This window comes from Desulfatibacillum aliphaticivorans DSM 15576 (genome assembly GCF_000429905.1).
Classification (GTDB): Bacteria; Desulfobacterota; Desulfobacteria; order Desulfobacterales; family Desulfatibacillaceae; genus Desulfatibacillum; species Desulfatibacillum aliphaticivorans.
Genome location: NZ_AUCT01000036.1, coordinates 22,122 through 40,257, shown reverse-complemented (window position 1 = coordinate 40,257; position 18,136 = coordinate 22,122). Strand labels below are relative to the sequence as shown.

Annotated in this window: 15 protein-coding genes; 13 read left to right on the top strand and 2 right to left on the bottom strand. The window is 55.4% G+C overall.

Annotated features, from left to right (window positions below; all coding sequences use genetic code 11):
* The first annotated feature begins 21 nt into the window (after nt 1-21).
* From G491_RS0123730 to G491_RS0123715, 4 genes are all read left to right on the top strand, one after another.
* A complete protein-coding gene (locus G491_RS0123730) occupies nt 22-876 on the top strand; it encodes an NAD(+)/NADH kinase (protein ID WP_028316320.1) in 855 nt (284 codons plus the stop codon).
* Nucleotides 876-1,496: an alpha/beta hydrolase gene (locus G491_RS0123725; protein WP_051327493.1), complete on the top strand. Its 621-nt coding sequence runs from the start codon at nt 876-878 to the stop codon at nt 1,494-1,496. The genes G491_RS0123730 and G491_RS0123725 overlap by 1 nt, the downstream gene beginning before the upstream one ends.
* Nucleotides 1,493-2,191, top strand: coding sequence for a 2-C-methyl-D-erythritol 4-phosphate cytidylyltransferase (ispD, locus tag G491_RS0123720; protein WP_028316318.1), 699 nt, complete (start codon nt 1,493-1,495; stop codon nt 2,189-2,191). Before G491_RS0123725 ends, ispD begins: the two co-directional genes overlap by 4 nt.
* 223 nt (nt 2,192-2,414) lie before the next feature.
* Nucleotides 2,415-2,897: a GNAT family N-acetyltransferase gene (locus G491_RS0123715; protein ID WP_028316317.1), complete on the top strand. Its 483-nt coding sequence runs from the start codon at nt 2,415-2,417 to the stop codon at nt 2,895-2,897.
* Between the two features lie 11 nt (nt 2,898-2,908).
* Here G491_RS0123715 and G491_RS0123710 read toward each other — a convergent pair whose 3' ends face one another.
* A complete protein-coding gene (locus G491_RS0123710) occupies nt 2,909-3,349 on the bottom strand; it encodes a hypothetical protein (RefSeq protein WP_028316316.1) in 441 nt (146 codons plus the stop codon).
* On the bottom strand, nt 3,346-3,933 hold the full coding sequence (locus G491_RS0123705; RefSeq protein ID WP_015949120.1) for a 5-formyltetrahydrofolate cyclo-ligase: 588 nt from the start codon (nt 3,931-3,933) through the stop codon (nt 3,346-3,348). The genes G491_RS0123710 and G491_RS0123705 overlap by 4 nt, the downstream gene beginning before the upstream one ends.
* Nucleotides 3,934-4,149: 216 nt before the next feature.
* Here G491_RS0123705 and serS point away from each other — a divergent pair, with 216 nt between their 5' ends.
* From serS to G491_RS0123660, 9 genes are all read left to right on the top strand, one after another.
* Entirely contained in the window at nt 4,150-5,424 is a 1,275-nt protein-coding gene (gene serS, locus G491_RS0123700; protein WP_028316315.1) for a serine--tRNA ligase, read from the top strand.
* Entirely contained in the window at nt 5,421-6,926 is a 1,506-nt protein-coding gene (gene thrC, locus G491_RS0123695; protein ID WP_028316314.1) for a threonine synthase, read from the top strand. Before serS ends, thrC begins: the two co-directional genes overlap by 4 nt.
* A gap of 16 nt (nt 6,927-6,942) precedes the next feature.
* Nucleotides 6,943-8,907 carry a LysM peptidoglycan-binding domain-containing protein gene (locus G491_RS0123690; RefSeq protein WP_028316313.1) on the top strand — a complete coding sequence of 655 codons (1,965 nt, stop codon included), beginning with the start codon at nt 6,943-6,945 and terminating at the stop codon, nt 8,905-8,907.
* Between the two features lie 25 nt (nt 8,908-8,932).
* Nucleotides 8,933-9,730 (top strand): tetratricopeptide repeat protein, encoded by a 798-nt coding sequence (locus G491_RS34560; RefSeq protein WP_169829513.1) that lies wholly within the window; start codon nt 8,933-8,935, stop codon nt 9,728-9,730.
* A 248-nt stretch (nt 9,731-9,978) separates the two neighbouring features.
* Complete coding sequence (locus G491_RS0123680; RefSeq protein WP_028316312.1) at nt 9,979-10,461, top strand: GspH/FimT family pseudopilin; 483 nt, start codon at nt 9,979-9,981, stop codon at nt 10,459-10,461.
* Between the two features lie 2 nt (nt 10,462-10,463).
* On the top strand, nt 10,464-11,195 hold the full coding sequence (locus G491_RS0123675) for a PilW family protein (RefSeq protein ID WP_028316311.1): 732 nt from the start codon (nt 10,464-10,466) through the stop codon (nt 11,193-11,195).
* 32 nt (nt 11,196-11,227) lie between these two features.
* Nucleotides 11,228-11,650, top strand: coding sequence for a type IV pilus modification PilV family protein (locus G491_RS0123670; RefSeq protein ID WP_028316310.1), 423 nt, complete (start codon nt 11,228-11,230; stop codon nt 11,648-11,650).
* The gene (locus tag G491_RS0123665; RefSeq protein WP_084511669.1) at nt 11,647-12,213 is read left to right on the top strand and encodes a PilX N-terminal domain-containing pilus assembly protein; all 567 of its coding nucleotides are present in this window, start codon (nt 11,647-11,649) and stop codon (nt 12,211-12,213) included. Before G491_RS0123670 ends, G491_RS0123665 begins: the two co-directional genes overlap by 4 nt.
* A 54-nt stretch (nt 12,214-12,267) precedes the next feature.
* Nucleotides 12,268-18,126, top strand: a complete 5,859-nt coding sequence (locus G491_RS0123660; RefSeq protein ID WP_084511668.1) for a PilC/PilY family type IV pilus protein — start codon at nt 12,268-12,270, stop codon at nt 18,124-18,126.
* The last annotated feature ends 10 nt before the right edge of the window (nt 18,127-18,136 follow it).

Genomic DNA, 18,136 nt, shown 5'->3' with positions numbered 1-18,136 from the left:
TTTTAGGTTAACTTACTTTTTATGAAAAAAATCGGAATATTTGCCAAAGTGCATGAAGAACCGCTTGAGATGGCGGACCAACTGCAGAAATGGCTGGTAAACCGCGATATTGAGGTTGTCAGGCGGGAAAGCTCCCCCCCTGTATTGGATGTGACGCAAAGCAACCCCGGACACGCTCCCGCTGACTTGTTTTGCGTGATTGTGCTGGGTGGAGACGGCACATTTCTGTCAGCGGCAAGGTGGATCGGAAACCAGGAAATTCCCATTCTGGGTGTAAAATTCGGCGCAGTCGGATTCCTGTCCGAAACCAGGAAGCAGGATTTGTATCCGGTTCTGGAGTCCGTCTTGAAAAAGGATTTCACCACCCAGACAAGAACTCGCCTGCTGGCGACCGTCCGGGAAGACGAAAAAATCATCACCACCCAGACCGTGCTCAATGACGTGGTTATCAACAACGGAACCCTGGCCAGGCTGGCCAACGTAAACACCTATGTGGATGAAGAGTATCTGACCACATTCCGGGCTGACGGGCTGATCGTGGCCACCCCCACCGGATCCACAGCCTACTCCCTGGCTGCGGGAGGGCCTATTCTGGAGCCCCAGGTGGCGGCTATCGTCCTCACGCCCATATGCCCTTTTACCTTGACCAACCGGCCCCTGATCGTCACGGACACGTCCACCATCTGCATGACGCTGGACGCCACGGCCATGGACGTCACCCTGACATTCGACGGCCAGGCGGGCTTGAAGCTCAACGAGCACCACACCATCACCATTCAAAAAGCCCCGGTCCCCACAATCATGATCAAGGTTCCAGGCCAGTCGTATTTTGACGTTTTGAAAACCAAACTGCGATGGAGCGGAGGAAAGGTATAGTGGCGCAAACTCAGTCCGTTAAATTCAAATGTTTTGACCTGGAACTGGAAGGCCTCCTGGATGAACAGGAAGGCGACAAAGCAGTGGTGGTCACCCATCCCCACCCCCTGTACGGCGGAGACATGCATAATATCGTGGTGGACTCCCTGGCCAGAGCCTACGTGCAGTCCGGCTACACCTGCCTGCGGTTTAACTTTCGCGGCGTGGGTAAAAGCAAGGGCCTGCACGACGACGGCAACGGAGAACGCGACGACATCCTGGCCGCCGTGGCTTATCTGATGGATCTGGGAAAAAAGGACATCCACCTGGCCGGTTATTCCTTCGGCGCCTGGGTGGCGGCCCGGACCCAATGGAAGATTGAGCCTCCGCCCCTGCTCATGGTCGCCCCGCCCGTGGACATGCTCAGCTTTGACGACGTGGAGTCCTTGCCCAGCCTGGAAATGGTGATCGTGGGGGAACGGGACGAGTTCGCTCCGCCCTACCTGATTCACGACAAGGTCCGCAAGTGGAACCGCAGCGCCAAGATTATTGAAATCAAGGGCGAGGACCACTTTTTCTTTAACATGGCGCCCCAACTGGAATCCACAGTCATGCGCCATCTTAGGCAGCGTGAGTTATGATCTCGGCGGTCATTGTCGCAGGCGGAAGCGGACTGCGCATGGGCGCGTCCGTCCGCAAGCAATACCTCGAGGTTCTGGGCAGGCCCATCCTGGCCCGGACCATCGAAGTCTTTGACCAGTGCCCGGACGTGGACCGCATTATCCTGGTGGTCCCTCAAGAGGATTTTGACCTGTGCCGGGAGCAGGTCCTTGCTCCCCTGACCCTTGCCACGCCCCTGGACCTGGCGCCCGGAGGCATCCGTCTTCGCCAGGAGTCTGTGTACAATGGCCTTCGGGCCTGCGACCCGCAAACCACAATCGCGGCCATACACGACGGGGTTCGGCCCTTTGTCACAGCGGAAGCCGTCTCCCGATGCATCTACGGCGCGGAAGAAAGCGGCGCCTGCATGCTGGGCGTTCCCGCTTTCGACACTCTTAAACTGACCGACGAAAAAGGACGGATTCTCAAAACCGTGGACCGCGCCAATATGTGGCTGGCCCAGACGCCCCAGGCTTTCTCCTATCCCTTAATAATGGAGGCTCACGAAAAAGCCCTGGCAGAAGGATTTGAAGGCACGGACGACGCCTCCCTGGTGGAACGCCTTGGCAAGACCGTGCACATCATCGAGGGCGGCCGGAACAATATAAAAATCACCACCCCCGAAGATCTGGCCCTGGCCCAAGCCCTGCTCAAAGCGGACTTGGGCCGACTGTAGTTGCGCGGTCCCCGCGCCCCGTAGCTGCGAGGTCTCCTCGCTTGCAGTTACGCGGTTTCCGCGCCCCGTAGTCGCGAGGTCCCCTCGTTGCAGTTGCCGGGTCTCCCGCCCCGAAGTCGCGCGGCCCCCGCGCCGGTAGTAGCGAGGTCTCCTCGCTGTAGTTACGCGGTCCCCGCGCATACCGTTGCTCGTTTTTTGCCCCAAAATCAGGAGCCGATCCCCCATGAAAATCCGCAAGGCAAACCAAGATGACGTCGAAGTCCTCGTTTCCATAATCCGAGCCTCCTTCAAGACTGTGGCGGACAGCTTCAACCTGACCCAGGAAAACTGCCCCAGGCATCCCTCCAATTGCACCCGGGATTGGATAGGCGCCGCCCTGGATCAAGGCGTCCATTGTTTTATTTTGGAGACGGATAAAGGCCCTGTGGGCTGCGTCGCTTTGGAGCAGGCCGGGCCGGATGTCTGTTACATGGAGCGTCTGGCCGTACTGCCGGACCTTCGCAACCAGGGGCTGGGCCGCGCTTTGGCGGACTTCGCCCTGAAGCAGGCAAAGACGTTGGGTTGCAAGCGGGTGGAAATCGGCATCATCGCCGAACAACTGGATTTGAAGGATTGGTACGCCAAAATCGGCTTTACGGATAACGGCGAAAAGGAATTTCCCCACCTGCCTTTCCGGGTGGCGTTTATGGTCTATGCTTTATCGTGAGCACGGGCGGCTTAAAAGATTTTTGCATAGTAGGAAAAGGCCGAGACCTGCCGGCCCATGGTCCAGCCGGTGATGGGGGAGAACTTCATTTTATAATAGCGGACGCCTTTGCCGTCGGCGGGCGGCTTGCCGTCCACCAGGATTTCCACACGGACGATGGGTTCGTGTTTGCCGCCTTTAGCTTTGATGGAGGTGATGGAGATGTTCAGAGCGCCGAGAATTTCGTCAGCGCTTTGCTGGGCCAGATCCGGGTCTTTGGAATAATCCGTCCCTTCCCATTTGGCCAGGGCCTGGCGCGCATAATCTGAGGCGACCCAATTGCGGATGACTTCCTTACCCTGCGAATCCAAGGTCGTGTTTCGCATGAACAGGCTGAAAACGGCCAAAACCGCGACCACAATAACGGCTGCGACGGCTTTCCAGCCTGTCAGGGTGAATTCCACTTGGCTCATATTTTATAGATGACCCGCTCTTCCGTGATTATTATGTCAACGAATTTGTCGTGGGCTTCCATGGGTACCTGGCTGACCAGCTGATTTTCAAACGCAATGGCTACCTTTCTGGTGGTGGCGGGCAGCAGGGGAATCAGCTTGTCGTAATAGCCTTCTCCGTAGCCGACGCGACCGCCCCGTTCGTCAAAAGCAACTCCCGGGATGATGGCCAGTTCGATAAAACGAAGAGGCACGGGCTTGCAGATTTTGGGATCCGGCTCTCTTTTTCCGCCGGAGCCGTCCCGCATATCGCCTTCCAGGTTATCTATTTTGAAGGTAATGAATTCCTGGCGTTTTGGATGGACCACGGGAAGAAGGACCACCTTGCCCATGGAAAAACTTTCCTTGATCACGCCGGTGGAATCCGGTTCCTTGCGAAAAGGGCTGTACAACAGGATTGTTTTAGATTCCTGGAAATTGGCGAAATCCAGAAGGCTTTCCTGGATAGCGGAGCTTTTTTTCTCGTATTCCACTGAATCCATACCCTCACGGATATTAAGGATTTGGGTACGGACTTCACGTTTCTTGATCCTAACATCTTCCATATGGCTGTCTCCGTTGAGCCTTTTATGAAAATACAAGACTAAATTGATAACATATGCGGTTAATAAAGTCAACTTGCAATAATCATTGACTAAACTCAGATGCGCATGGTACTTCAAAATTATTGGAAACCCCGCGTGGGGTAATGCAATCCGACCTTTTACTATATGAGCTCGCCCCAAGGGGCCGGCTGATACAACCCATAAGGTAAGACAAAAATGCTTGATCTCAAGTATGTGAGAGCAAATTTAGATGCGGTGAAAACCGCTTTGGCCAATCGGAACCAGGAAACCCTGCTGGCGGGATTCGAAGATTTGGAGGCGGGACGCAGGACTGTTCTCGCCGAGGTGGAAGAACTGCGCCGCAAACGCAACGAGGTTTCCGGAACCATCGCCGTCATGAAGCGGGAGGGAAAAGACGCCGCGGATCTCATGGCGGACATGAAGGAAGTCTCCGGCAAAATCAAGGATCTGGAGTCCGGGCTTAAGGAAAAGGAAGAAGCTCTTAACGAACTTCTAATGCGGATACCCAATATTCCGCATGAATCCGTTCCCGTGGGCAAGGACGAAAACGACAACGTGGAAGTTAAGAGGCGCGGCGAACCCAGGAGCTTTGATTTTGAACCTCAAGCCCACTGGGACATCGGCGAGGGCCTGGGCATCCTGGATTTTGAGAGGGCCGCGCGCATCACCGGCTCCCGCTTCCCTTTGTATTTCGGAGACGGGGCGTTGATGGAGCGGGCGCTCATCAATTTTATGCTCACGACCCACACCACCCGGCATGGATACAAGGAGGTGCTGCCTCCCTTTATCGTCAACAGAAAGACCATGACCGGCACGGGCCAGCTTCCCAAGTTTGAAGAGGACCTGTTTAAGCTGGAAGGCTGGGAGTATTTTCTCATTCCCACGGCCGAAGTGCCCGTAACCAACATTCATGCGGAGGAAATCCTGGAGGAAGAGGCTCTTCCCCTGTATTACACGGCGTTCACCCCGTGCTTCCGGTCCGAGGCCGGGTCCGCCGGCAAGGACACCCGGGGGCTGATTCGCCAGCACCAGTTCAACAAGGTGGAGATGGTCAAGTTCTCCCATCCCGATAATTCCTACGACGAACTGGAAGGCATGCTGCAAAACGCCGAGACCATTCTCCAGGAGCTGGGCCTGCCCTATCGGGTTTTGAACCTGTGCACCGGAGACATCGGCTTCGGCGCGGCCAAAACTTACGACCTGGAAGTATGGATGCCCCAGCAGGGCGTGTATCGCGAAATCTCCTCGTGCAGCAACTGCGAGGATTTTCAGGCCCGCAGGGCCAATATTCGGTTTAAAAGCAAGGGTAAAAAAGGGACGTCCCACGTCCATACCCTCAATGGCTCCGGGCTGGCTGTGGGCAGGTCCCTGGCCGCTATCCTTGAGAACTACCAGCAGGCGGACGGATCCGTTATCATCCCCGAAGTCCTGCGCCCGTTCATGGGCGGCAGGGAGGTTATAGAAAAATGAAGCTCCAGGATTTTCCCCAAGAGATCAGGGGAAGCATCCTGCCCAAGCCGGGCGGGAAAATTATTTACAGGTGCCTGTCCTGCAACGAGGAATTCGGCATTGAGAAGCTGTTGTACACCTGCCCCAGCTGCGGCCAGGTGCTCTTGCTCCATGACATGGAGTTCGACCGCCTGAAACAGCGCACTCCCGAGGAATGGCGCAAAATTCTGGACTATCGCAAGATGTCCAACGAACCCGCCGTTTCCGGCATTTATCGCTATCATGAATTCATCGGACCCATCGTGCCGCTGGATTGCGTGGTCTACCTGGGCGAGGGGCACACCCCCCTGGTGGAGGCGGGCAAACAGCTTCAGGAGAAGGCCGGGGGCCGCTTTTTCTATAAAAACGACGGGCAAAATCCCAGCGCCTCTTTTAAAGACCGGGGCATGGCCAGCGCCCTGTCTTATATTAATTATCTGATCAAGTCCGGGTTGGTGAAAGACGTCCTGGCCGTGTGCGCCTCCACCGGAGACACATCCGCCTCGGCGGCCCTTTACGCCAGCTACCTGCAGCCGGACATAAAGTCCGCCGTGCTTTTGCCTCACGGCAAGGTCACGCCCCAGCAATTGGGCCAGCCCCTTGGCGCGGGCGCCCAGGTGTTCGAGATTCCAGGCGTGTTCGACGACTGCATGAAAGTGGTGGAAGCCCTGGCGGAAAATTATAACGTGGCCTTATTGAACTCCAAAAACGCCTGGCGCATTCTGGGGCAGGAATCCTATTCCTATGAACTGGCCCAGGATTTCGACTACGATATGTCCAACAAGGTCATATTCGTGCCCATCGGAAACGCCGGCAACATCACGGCCATCATGTCCGGCTTCCTGAAGTTTTACCGGTGCGGCATAATTGACGCTCTGCCCAAGGTGGTGGGCGTTCAGTCCCACCACGCCGACCCTGTTTACAAATATTACCTGGAGCCCGACGAGGACAAACGCAAATTCGTTCCTGTGACCGTTGAACCCAGCGTGGCCCAGGCCGCCATGATCGGCAACCCGGTTTCCATGCCCAGGGTCATTTCCCTGGTGCGGGATTATAACGAGCAATCCGGGAAAAAGAACGTGTTCGTGGTCCAGGTGACCGAACAGGAAATCATGGATTGGCAGCTTACAGCCAACCGCTTCGGCCATGTGGCGTGCACCCAGGGAGGGGAGTGCCTCGCAGGCATGACCGCCGCCCTGAAGCAAGGCGTGATGGACTCCTCGGAAACCGCGGTGCTGGATTCCACGGCCCACGCCTTGAAGTTCTCCGGCTTTCAGGAAATGTACTTTGATGACGCCTTTCCGCCGGAATTCGGCGTAACGCCCAAACCCGAGCTTCAAAACCGGCCTGTTCTGGTCCGTCCGGCGGACCTGGAAAAGGTTCCGGCGCCGGGAAAACCCCTTGAAAGAGAAGAGTTTGAGCGGTTTGTTGAAAGAACCTCCCAGGATATTGCGGAAAAGCTCAATCTGTCGCCCAGGGAATAAAAATATTAACCGCTCCATGGCCGGACGGGGCCGCGGCTTTTTGCTGCTGGCCCTGGCCATGGCGGTTTTTGCGCTTTCCGGGGTGGGGCGATCCGCAGTCCTGTATAAGGATTATGAAATCCACAAAGCTTTCGGCGAGGACATATTGTGCGACGCCTATGTAGTGCAGAAAGGCGACCACATTATTGAGCTGCTTCGCCTGCGGGGCCAGATTTCAGCCGAAGACTTCCCCGAGTTTCTCAGCATATTCAAAGCGATTAATCCGCACATCACGGACGTCAACAAAATATTCCCCGGCCAGTTTCTTTTGATCCCCCTGAAAAAGCTGCCCCCCGGATCCCTGCCGGAACAGGATATGGGCTCCGTCACCCTGCCCTTGGTCACCTCCCAGGTTCCGGAAGACACGCCTACGGTCAAGCCCGAGGATTTAATCGAGCACTACGAAAAATACACGGTCAAACGGGGAGACACCTTGTCAGGCATCATGAGCCCCCGCTTCGGCGGCGTGGGCGCGCCCTCCTATCTCGCCGCCATTGAGCGGTTCAAAGAGCTCAACCCCAATATTGAGAACGTCAACCGCATATACGCCGGGCAGCAGATCACCCTGCCCAAGACCGTTCCCGTCGCCGCGCCCAGGCCCGGCGCCCAGGCCGCAGCCAGGCCCGCAGCTGCAACAGCGGCCAGGCCTGTTCCCAAGCCCGTAGACGCCGGCCCCTCCAAGACGCCGGCCAAGCCTCAGGCAGCTCCGAAAAAGAAGCCGCGAAGCACGCCCAAATTCGACCCCACGCCGCGCGTGCAGCCTTTGACCGGGGAAGGATTTAAATCGCCCGTCGCATTTAAAGACGGCCAAGCCCTGGAAGAGGACTCTTTAGCGCCCACGCAGGCCCTCAGGCCCGCCCCGGTTGCGCCTGCGGCCCCTGCAGATGCAAAGACGTCGCCGGAAGACGTCCTTGAGCCGCTTAAGGGAACCATCAACGCCTTGGGCGGCGCGGTCATGGATCAGGGCTATTATTATTTTCCCCGCCTTGGAAAAGAGGACCTGAAGCTGGACCTTGACAAACACCCCGTCATCCGGCTGCCGGACGGGCGCTTCATGATGCTGGGGGAGCAGACCAGCCTCACCAGGGAAGAGCAGAAGGCGGTGACCGACATGTGGGGGCGTGTGGACGTATTTGAACTTCCTCCTCAGGCCACGCCCGGCAGCATTTTGGGCGACGTCATGGCAAAGGCCGGCCTGAGCCCGGACAAGGTGGATTTGTCCTTTTTTGACGGCAACGTGGAAGTGACGGTGAACAGCCACCTGGTGCTGCCCGGACAGGGAAGGTATCAATACGTCGCCGTCACCTGGTTGGAGAACCCCAAGGAAGTCTGCCATCCCGACATTGTCCGCTATCTCGCCGATAACGCGATCAAAATATCCGACATCCTTCCCGAGGATGCTCCAAAAACTGCAGAGGGTTCGCCTAAAATTGAAAAAGATGCGGACCCGGCCATGCAATTGCTTTTGGATCATCCGTCGCCCCGCATGACAATCGCCGCATTGATGAAAGCTCTTGGCGCGGATTATAAGGAAAATTCGCCCTTTTCCTTCCCCTACGCCGGATTTGAAGTGGAAACGGTCGTCAATCGATTGAAAACCAAAGACGGCCGGGAAGTGCTCATTGATTTCGGAACCATGGGGGGCGAGGCCCACGAAACCATCAAGAAGATGGGCTTTGAAATTTATCGCATCACAAAAATGGATGATGCGCTTAACGGGTGCCGAAACATGGCCAGGGAGCTTCACCTGGATTTTATGTGGGACCCGGAATACCTGGGCGCCGACAGGACCAGGGACATCGCCCCCATTCTCAGAGTGCCGGGCCTGCTGATCGCCCAGGGCGAGTATCGGCCCGTGCTCGTGACAGACGAGCCTTTGCATGATATGATCGTGTCGTTTCTTGTGGACAAGGGCGTAAACGTAATCTTGGTTAAACAATAATTCGGAGGAAGCATTTATGAGGTTCATGAGTGAATGCCTTAACGCGCTGAAAGCCAAAAGACTCCAAGGGGGCCTTGCCGTCTTGTGCATTCTGATTCTTGTTTCCGTCCCGGGATGCGGTCCGAAAAAGGATCCGAACGTGAGGAAACAGGTGGAGGCCACGCAGGAACTGGGCGTCGTCCTCATGAACGAAAACAGGGCCAGGGCCGCCTTGCGCGAGTTCCTGAAAGCCGAGGCGTTGGACCCCCAGGATGTGGAAGTCCAGGACTATCTCGGCCTGGTGCTCCTTACCCTGGGCAGGCCCCGGGAAGCGGTTGAGCATTTCCAACGCGCCGTGGATTTGAATCCTGCATATTTAAACGCGCAAAACAACCTGGGCTGCGCTTATTTGGAATTGGCGGAATGGGACAAGGCCATTGAGGTCTTTAAGGATCTCCTTGCCAATCTCACCTACCCCACCCCGTGGAAGCCCGCCGCCAATCTCGGCTGGGCCTATTTCAACAAGGGCGATATGGACGCAGCCCTGGAATATTACCTCATGTCCGTGGACCAATCTCCCAACTACGCCATTGGGTGGCGCGGCCTGGGGCAAGTTTACATGGAGACGGGAAACCCCCAAAAGGCCGTGATCTCTCTGGAAAAGGCCCTGGTCGCAGCTCCTCAATTCGCTGAAGCCTATTACGACCTGGGAGAGGCCTATCTCCGCACCGGTTTGCGCACCAAAGCCAAGGGGGCTTGGGAAAAAGTCTGTGACTTGGCGCCGGAATCCAATGTCTGCGCCCGGGCCGCTTCAAAAATCCGCACATTAGAAACAAGTTGGTAGTCAGGTAAAAAACTCGTCAAAGAAATTTTTGCGGGGAGATTTATTGGGTTTTTTAATGGGATTTGAACAGGATATTTATTTTTTCACGGAAAAAGTGTGATGTATTTCACATAAATGATGTGAAACGACTCATTGAATACTTCTACATACTTTGCTATATCTGCCACAACTGGCGAATGCTGTGCATTCGCCTATGTTTCCTATTGCCTGTAAATAGCCGCAAAAAAAACCTGAGAGGCTAAGTAACCATGCTCCTCCTTGCAAAACCATCCCCGGCGAACCTGTCCTCCCAGCAAGGCTTCACCCTGCTGGAATTGTTGGTCGTCGTGCTGATCAGCGCCATTCTGGGGGGCATCGCCATCACCGGATTGTCATCAGTCCTGCCTACCCAAAGGTTGAACGTAGCCGCCAATACCCTGAGGGCGGATCTCCTGAAGGCAAAGGCCGACGCCGCCACCTATAATCGCGACGTAGGCGTGGGTTGCAATGTGGCCAAGACGGAATGGAAAATTCAGATGTTCGACGCCACGGCCCTGCCTAACGGAGGGGTTTATGTAGGCGTGGTCCGCAAAATGGCGGATTTTGAGGGGGTGACCATAGACACCCTCCCCAATGTCATCTTTCATCCCAACGGCACCACTCCCCAGTCCTATAATCTTATCCTGAAGCACCCCGGCGCGGGCTCCAGGACTATCACCGTGTCCCTGACCGGAAAAGTAAGGATTGAGTAAGCATGCGAAAACAGGCAAGCATATTGCGCTCAAAGGCCGGCGTCACACTGCTGGAATTACTCATTTATTTGATGATCTCAGGAATAGTGGCCGCATCGATTTCAAGCATGATGTCCACCACGGTGGCCAGTTACCAGAGAAATCAGAACCGGCTGGTGCTGAAGCAGGACATCCGGGCGGCCATCAATATGATCACCAAAGACCTTCGATTGGCCGGCTGCGATCCCAAACCCTTGGACAACAGTTACTTTGGCATTTGTGTCGCCGATGACCAAAGCATCCGAGTCACCAGCGATTTTCTGCCTGACAAAGGGGGCGTTAAGACAATCTTAGGCGCAACCTCGAAAAGCAGTAAACCCTTTCTCGGCGATACCAAAGCCGACGATGTCGGGGAGGATGTGCTCTATTACCTGGTGGATGACATGCTTGTGCGTGAAGCTAAGTATGAGGATAATGCAAGGCACGTGGAGACCGTCCTGGAAAATGTGACCAGTCTCAATTTTGACTACCTTGTCCGTGTAGGCGTGCCGGCCACAATGACTACCACCACTCGCTATACATTAAAGGGCTTGTACGGACTGGGCCCGGGACTCCCCATAATAGACGGAGCTAATTTTGTGAGAGTGGAAATAGAAGCCCGTTCCCCCGTGGAGGACCGCCTCACGGGAGAGTTCATTACTCTGCGAGGAAGCGCAATAGTTTGCATGCGTAATCTCATTTTTGATCCATTGTAAAATTTACCATTTCTATGGAACAGGTGACAGTCGTGACAAAAAATAATTGGATATGCAAAATCCGGGACCGTTTGAAGGATCAACAGGGAGCCTATCTCATAGAGGTGCTCATCGCCATGTGCATCCTCAGCGTCGGCGTTCTGGCGGCGGGTTCCATGCAGGCGAACTCCATATCCACCAATACCTTTATCAGCATACAGGGCGAGGCTATGGCCCTGGCCAGATCCACCCTGGAAATCGTTGTTGGGGCTGAATTCGATAGTTTGGACACCCTGCCTCCCTCCCGGACGGTGCTTACCCAGAACGGCCGTGAAATGACGATAAACATAGACGTTGAGCACTTCACCGCCGACCTCACTAATGTGAAGGTTTCCGTTGTCTATGACAACAGGGGAACGACCAGAACCATGACCCTTGAAACTACGCGAAGCAGCGCGGAAAAGAGATCAGGATGAATAGCAGAATGTTAAAAAAAGCCGTCAGCAGTGAAAATGGGTCCATCCTGATTTTGGCTTTGCTGGTCATGGTCGTTCTTTCTCTGCTGGGCGTCACGGCCATGACCTCCTCCAGCACGGACATCGCCGTCGCTAAAAATCAGGACGTATACAACCGTAACTTTGCTTTGGCCGAAGCCGCGGCCAGACTCGGGGCCCTTCAGGTAAAGTCCGCGAAATACGCCCCGCGACCGGATGATGATGCTTTAGGGGATACCGGATTCACCGACGATGAGATGCCTGCCTGGATGTATAAGGGAAGCCCTTTCCCGGATCGGATTAAGGACCCCCTGACGTGGACCACGGGAATCGCCGAAATAGCGCTCATGGGCGAGGTTGTTAAATTCAAGGTTCGCTACGATGGGAAATCGGACGGCAATATTGACGACACTGGAGACGATTTTACCGAGTGGCATAGGTACACGATTTTCGGGCGCTCCAATAATGACAGCGGAGAAGTGATCGTCCAAATGGGCTATCAGTTGGAGTTGGTTCAGTCAGACGTTGATAGGCAGACAAACTAAATAGGTCACAACCAGTGACTTTAGATAACACCAGGAAAACCAGAGGTTGAAGACATGAATAAAACAGGAAAAAGTAAGAACCTACCGCTATCCCGCCTGACTTGGGGTCGGGTCTCCTGCCTGGTTCTCCTGGCTGTATTGGCGCTTGGAGCCGTTTTTACCCCCTCAAACGCCTACTCCTGGATGTCGGGCGGAAGCAACGACTTCTGGGTGACGGTTTACTTTGTCGATCAGGATGACAACTACATATGGGAAGGCAAGTTTTTCATTGAAACGGTCGCTGACTCGGACTGCGTCCATGAAATGACGCGGGAATACTCTCCCGGGACGACCGTCACGTACAACAGGGCCACCGCGTGCAACTATCTTGTCCACTTTCCGGATATTGACGGCTATGAAGCCCCGGATCCCGAACAGGGGACGTGGCGCAGGAACAACTCATACACCGTTTATGGAAGGTATGTGGAAATCCCGGATCGAACCACCTTTGACATGGACATTTCTCCATGGCAGGCGGCCAACGGCGGCGCCCAATGGCGCATTAAAAAACTTTCCGGAACAAACTGCACCTATGGCGATTCCGGCGACATCTCCGCCGGCGAATATACCTTTGACTGCCCGGCCGATACGCCGTGCACCTGCGATTATGAAGTTTCTCTGGTGGACGGCAGCTACTACGCCGCCCCCACTCAGATCACATTCAATAACGGAACGGACACAATCACCGTGAATGAGAGCGGAGGGGTTTTCCTGCTGGAGGACGTCCCTTCCAGCCTCAATACCTATGACTTGAGCGCGGTGTACGATGCAGACGCGGTCAGGGTCACGGCGACTCTGGATCCTGCCACGGCCATAGACGCCGGCGCCCAATGGAAAGTGGTGCGGGAGGCGGGCGGCTCCTGCCCCATCACGGATTCCGGCTGGCTGGATTCCGGAGAGGAATATGTATTTAACGATATTACGGCTACCTGCAGCTATACCATCAAGTTTTCAAGCCTCACGGACTGGATAACCCCTACGGAAGTCACTCGCAACATCACCCCCGGACCGGATGTATATGACTTTGGAACTCATTCCTACCAGGCCCCCACAGGATCCATTTGCGATGATTTTAACGACGGCTCCCTGGATCCTCACTGGCGCTTTGTGGACAACACCAACTCCGGGGTGGCGGCGACTGTTCAGGAGACTAACGGCAAGATTTATATGTCCGGCCGGGGGTCTAATCAGTTCTCTTCCGTGGATGAGTACGCGGCCCTGTATCTGACGGAAGTCGAGGGCGACTTTGAAGCCGTGGTGGAAATCGTCAACAAGAACTCCACCTCCGGCTACTCCAAGTGCGGCCTCATGTTCCGTAACGACATCTCGGACTCCTACGACTCCAAGGGATACAGCTGTGTGGGCTTGACCGACTCCTACGGATTTTTCGCTTATTATGATTCCACCAATAACGGCATTCTTAATAACAGCTACACCAAAGGTTCGACGACATATCCCAGTTGGGTGAAAGTGGTGCGCACCGGCGACGTCTTCTCCTCATACTATTCCACGGACGGAACCAACTGGATTTTCATGCGCGACATGACCATCAACACCGCCAACGACTCGATGGATATCGGCATCTACCTGACGGCATATAACAGCGGGTCGACTAAATACGTTGAGTTCGATAACTTCTGCGTGACCGAAGCCGCGGAAAAGGTGCCCTTCACCGGCTTGATAGAGCCTGTAGGGGCCAGGGCGAACGCCAAGTGGAGGTTGTTCAATACGGACACCGGTCAGTGGGAAACCGACTGGCTGTCCCATAACGAGACAGCCATGGTGCTTGCGGATAACACCTACAATGTCTACTGGAGCGATATCGACGGTTACCTGGAGCCCTCGCCCAATCCCACGACTTCGGTCTTTCTCGCTGCGGGCAGTACGGGAAACTCTCAAACGGGTTATTACGCCTCTATTGTGACCACCTCAACCACCACGTTGACAACGGAAGCGTCCACAACCACGACGACAACCACAGCAGCGACCACAACCACCACAACCACCACGCTGCCAGGGACCCTTTGCTTGTCCTTGGCGGACGTTCCCATGGAAACCCAGTTGCAGGCCGCCCCGGCCATGATCATGTTCGTTCTGGACGACTCCGGCAGTATGGACTGGTGCTTCATGACCGATGAAAGCGACGGCTTGTTTAGCAGCAGATACTACAACTGGTATATGTCCGATAATGGATACGGCACAAAGTATCTGAGCGACGAAACGCTGTGGAAGGCCAAATATGCGGGCTACAACCACATGTATTACGACCCCATGTCAACCTATGATCCGTGGCCCAATTATAATAATGCAAATATTAATGCGCCCCAGTCCGATCCCACGAAAGCCACGCCGACTCTTGCCTTGGGCGACACCTATGTCACCGTGAACCTGGAGTACCTGGTGGACGATTTGGACGGATCACCGGACTTCACCTATACGGAATCGAATGGCGCCGCTTTTGGGACCTCGTCCAGTTCTCAGGCTATCATAGACGACCATTACTTGTACTCCAACGCCAAGGGGGACTACGAGGTCGTATGGACGCCCACCAACCTTCCGGCGGGGGTTTACAATGTTTACGTAAACTGGGTGACCTCCTCCGGCAGAGGCGATGACATTGTCTATACCATCAACCATGCAGGCGGGGCCACCGTCACGCCGAGTTACGACCAGTCGGCTAACGGCGGCAGTTGGCAGCCACTGGTCGCCGTGGACGGAACCGCCGAGTTCACCTTTTCGGGGGACTCCTCCGAAAACGTCACCTTGGCCTACTCGGTGACCACCAGCACCACCAACAGGATTTGCGCCGACGCGGTTAAGTGGGTGCCGTCCACGGGCGTAACATCCGTGGACGTAAAAAATGCGCACTATTATACCTATTCCCCCTCCGAAAACGCCTACTATCTGGTTAATCTGGACGGCGACAAGGAATACTATCGTTTTGGAAACAATGACACCAATTACGTCACGGAAGCCTCTATCATGCGGGACTACAATCCGCCTGATGACGTGATAGGCTACACGCTGCAGGGCGTGGAGAGAACCTACGAGGAGGAGCTCCAAAATTTTGCGAATTGGTTCACGTATTACCGCAGACGCGAGTTGGCCGCCAAAGCCGCCGTGTCCAACGTTATCGACGGTATGCAAGGCGTGCAAATTGGCCTGTATACAATCAACTCCTCCTCCCATCGCATGGGCGTGACGTCGGTTAATGTCGCAACCACGGACGCCGACGGAGTCACCACCTATACGGACAATTCCAGCACAGTCCTGACTATGCTGTACGATTCCCAAAGCAGCGGCGGCACCCCATTGCGCCTTGGGTTGAAAAACGTCGGCGCCTATTATCATGAAGACGAATCAGCCAGCACTCTCGGATCGGGTACTCCCTACGCCCAATCCGCGGAAGGAGGCGATTGCCAGCAGGCCTTTGCCATTGTTATGACTGACGGCTACTGGAACGGGAGCAGCCCGAGCGTCGGCAACCAGGACGGGGGCGAAGGATCGCCTTTCGCGGACTCCTACAGCGATACTCTGGCGGACGTGGCCATGAAGTATTACAAGAATGACCTGTCATCCAACAGAAGCGACCAGGTTCCCACCAGCTTCACCGATAAGGCGACTTATCAGCACATGGTCACCTACTCCATTTCCTTTGGAGTCACCGGAACTCTGAACCCGGATGACTTCGACCTGTATAACAGCAACCCAAGCGCCAGGGTTTACCCCACGTGGCCCGATCCGACCTCGGCTGACAAAGCAAAGATCGACGATATGTGGCATGCGGCGATCAACGGCAGGGGCGAGTTCCTTTCCGCGGCCAACCCCACGGAACTGGTGGACTCCCTCCAGGCCCTCCTCCAGGACGTGGTCTCCCGCATAGGGTCGGGCGCATCTGTCTCCGTTAACGGCGAGGAACTGAGTGCGGACACCCTGACCTTCCAGTCCAGTTACTCCGTGGACGGTTGGACCGGCGACCTGCAGGCCTACACCCTGGATGTGAATACCGCCGCCATCAATATGGACGTCGCCGTGTGGTCCACCCAGGATTGGCTGGATGATGCAGACTGGAACACGGACAGGATAATCGCGACCTATACAGGAACCTCAAGCGTGCCTTTCCGCTGGACCGACATTTCCGCCTATATGCAAACCCTCATTATAGACGAGAACACATTGAATTTTGTCAGGGGCGACGATACCTACGAGGCGCATAACGGAGGCTCTTTCAGGGACAGGAATCATAAAATGGGAGACCTTGTGCACTCGGCGCCCAGGTTCTTTAACGACACCTTGTTCGTAGGCGGAAACGACGGCATGCTTCACGCCGTGAACTCCAACACGGGCGCGGAAGTGTGGGCTTATGTGCCGCTTCACGTGTTCCATAACCTGTACGCACTGTCGGACGTCAACTACTCCCACCAGTTCTATGTGGACCTGACCCCAAGCGTTCGCGCTGCGGGTAGCACCGACCTGCTGGTTGGGGGCCTGGGCAAGGGCGGGAAAGGCTACTTCTGCATTGACATAACCAATGCCGATTCCATTGCCACGGAATCCGAACTGGCAGACTCCGTGTTGTGGGAATACCCTCGCACCAACACTCCTGCCGGGGATGTGGCGGACGTAGGCTACAGCTTTAGCCTGGGTTATATAATCAGGACCACGCAAGGCTGGAACGTGATTTTCGGCAACGGTTACTCTAGCAGCAACCAGAGCGCGGTTCTTTTCATCCTGGATGCCATGACAGGCGAACTGATTCGTAAGATCGACACCGGTACGGCTGGAACCTGCAACGGCCTTTCCACCCCCTTGCCCGTGGATAGGGACTTTAATGGCGTGGTCGACGCAGCCTACGCCGGCGACTTGAAGGGCAACCTCTGGAAGTTCGACCTTTCCAGCGCCGACCCCAACGCCTGGAGCATTGCATTCTCCAGCGGCGCAGCGTCCAAACCGATGATTTCCGTCTCAGGCCCGGGTGGAACCGAGCAGCCCATTACCACAGCGCCGGTCGCCATGGCTCATTGCGACAGCACGCTTCCCGGCTACCTGGTTATATTCGGCACGGGCAAGTACCTGGGCGACACGGACTTTACCAACTCCGACACCCAGACCCTTTACTGCGTCTGGGATTTCACCGACGATACCGGGCTGTACTACGGAGATCTTAACAACGCCACCGGCGCGGTTTCCAACAGCACGGCCGTACTGGTGGAACAAACTGAGGACGAATGGGTCTCGGACGGGGCCAACGAGTTTCGCGTTATGTCCGAAAATGATATTAACTGGGTTACTGCAAACGCGGACGGCGAATATGAGGTCACCAATTGCGGGTGGTATTTTAACCTGCCCATTTCCAAAGAGCGGATTATTACCGAATTAACCCTCAGTTCCGGCACCTTGACCGCCATCACCACCATTCCCAAGGACTCCCAATGCTCCGCGGGCGGCGAATCCATGCTGATGCAGCTTGACCCGTGTACGGGCACTGGCTTTGACTCGCCCCGTGCGGATATCAACGGGGACGGCCTTATCAACATGGATGACACGGTTGAAATTACCAATGATGACGGAAGCACCGAAAAAGTGGCTCCTTCCGGGGTTAAAGTAAACGGCCGCATCTATCCTCCGGTTTACGTCTCCATACCGGATTACGATGAGGACGGCGCCAATGTCGGCGACGACACTTCCGGTGATGACGGCTCAACCGGGGATGATGAAGCCGATGACGTGGGCGACGGTTTCGGCGACACGGAATTTAGCGATTCAGATCAGAGCGTGAGGAGCGAAATGGCCAACTCCCAGGATAAGGATATCTACCAGCGCTTGGTCATTGGCTCGGATACGGGCATACTATTCTGGATGGAAGTGGAATAACAGGTCAAAT

What these genes read in the sequence shown, in the direction of transcription:
- G491_RS0123660 (WP_084511668.1), top strand. Translation starts at nt 12,268, where the DNA reads ATGAATAAAACAGGAAAAAGTAAGAACCTACCGCTATCCCGCCTGACT.
- G491_RS0123690 (WP_028316313.1), top strand. Translation starts at nt 6,943, where the DNA reads ATGGCCGGACGGGGCCGCGGCTTTTTGCTGCTGGCCCTGGCCATGGCG.
- thrC (WP_028316314.1), top strand. Translation starts at nt 5,421, where the DNA reads ATGAAGCTCCAGGATTTTCCCCAAGAGATCAGGGGAAGCATCCTGCCC.
- G491_RS0123710 (WP_028316316.1), bottom strand. Translation starts at nt 3,349, where the DNA reads ATGAGCCAAGTGGAATTCACCCTGACAGGCTGGAAAGCCGTCGCAGCC.
- G491_RS0123730 (WP_028316320.1), top strand. Translation starts at nt 22, where the DNA reads ATGAAAAAAATCGGAATATTTGCCAAAGTGCATGAAGAACCGCTTGAG.
- ispD (WP_028316318.1), top strand. Translation starts at nt 1,493, where the DNA reads ATGATCTCGGCGGTCATTGTCGCAGGCGGAAGCGGACTGCGCATGGGC.
- G491_RS0123705 (WP_015949120.1), bottom strand. Translation starts at nt 3,933, where the DNA reads ATGGAAGATGTTAGGATCAAGAAACGTGAAGTCCGTACCCAAATCCTT.
- G491_RS0123715 (WP_028316317.1), top strand. Translation starts at nt 2,415, where the DNA reads ATGAAAATCCGCAAGGCAAACCAAGATGACGTCGAAGTCCTCGTTTCC.
- G491_RS0123665 (WP_084511669.1), top strand. Translation starts at nt 11,647, where the DNA reads ATGAATAGCAGAATGTTAAAAAAAGCCGTCAGCAGTGAAAATGGGTCC.
- G491_RS0123680 (WP_028316312.1), top strand. Translation starts at nt 9,979, where the DNA reads ATGCTCCTCCTTGCAAAACCATCCCCGGCGAACCTGTCCTCCCAGCAA.
- serS (WP_028316315.1), top strand. Translation starts at nt 4,150, where the DNA reads ATGCTTGATCTCAAGTATGTGAGAGCAAATTTAGATGCGGTGAAAACC.
- G491_RS0123675 (WP_028316311.1), top strand. Translation starts at nt 10,464, where the DNA reads ATGCGAAAACAGGCAAGCATATTGCGCTCAAAGGCCGGCGTCACACTG.
- G491_RS34560 (WP_169829513.1), top strand. Translation starts at nt 8,933, where the DNA reads ATGAGTGAATGCCTTAACGCGCTGAAAGCCAAAAGACTCCAAGGGGGC.